The organism is Qipengyuania sp. MTN3-11 (genome assembly GCF_042851825.1).
In the GTDB taxonomy this organism is placed as follows: Bacteria; Pseudomonadota; Alphaproteobacteria; order Sphingomonadales; family Sphingomonadaceae; genus Qipengyuania.
Map to the genome: position 1 here is coordinate 1 of NZ_BTGM01000008.1, position 374 is coordinate 374.

Here is a 374-nt window from a genome sequence, read left to right on the forward strand (position 1 = left end):
GAAAAGGGGGCCGGATTGCTCCGGCCCCCTGATCTTTTTCAGCCTGGTGGCTGGTCTTACATGCCCGAACCCGGACCGTAGGTGACCTCCACGCGGCGGTTCTGCAGTTCGCGCACACCGTCGGCGGTGGGGACGCGGGGCTGCGATTCGCCGAAGGCTTCGCTGGTGATCCGGCCACCCGGGATGCCGCGCGCGGACAGGTAGTTGCGGACCGAGGCGTTGCGCCGTTCGGCGAGGCCCTGGTTGTAGGCGACGGTACCCGAACGGTCGGTGTGACCGGCGAGCATGATCGAAGCCGTGCCGCAATTGGCATAGGCCGAGACCGCATTGTCGAGGATCGTCGCTGCTTCCGGAGTGATGTCCGACTTGTCCCA

General features: G+C 66.3%; 1 protein-coding gene. It reads right to left on the reverse strand.

The features are described from left to right. Positions 1 to 56: 56 nt before the first annotated feature. Positions 57 to 374, reverse strand: a 318-nt coding sequence (locus ACGHN1_RS14935) for an OmpA family protein (protein WP_390551675.1), incomplete at its 5' end; no start/stop codon positions are given.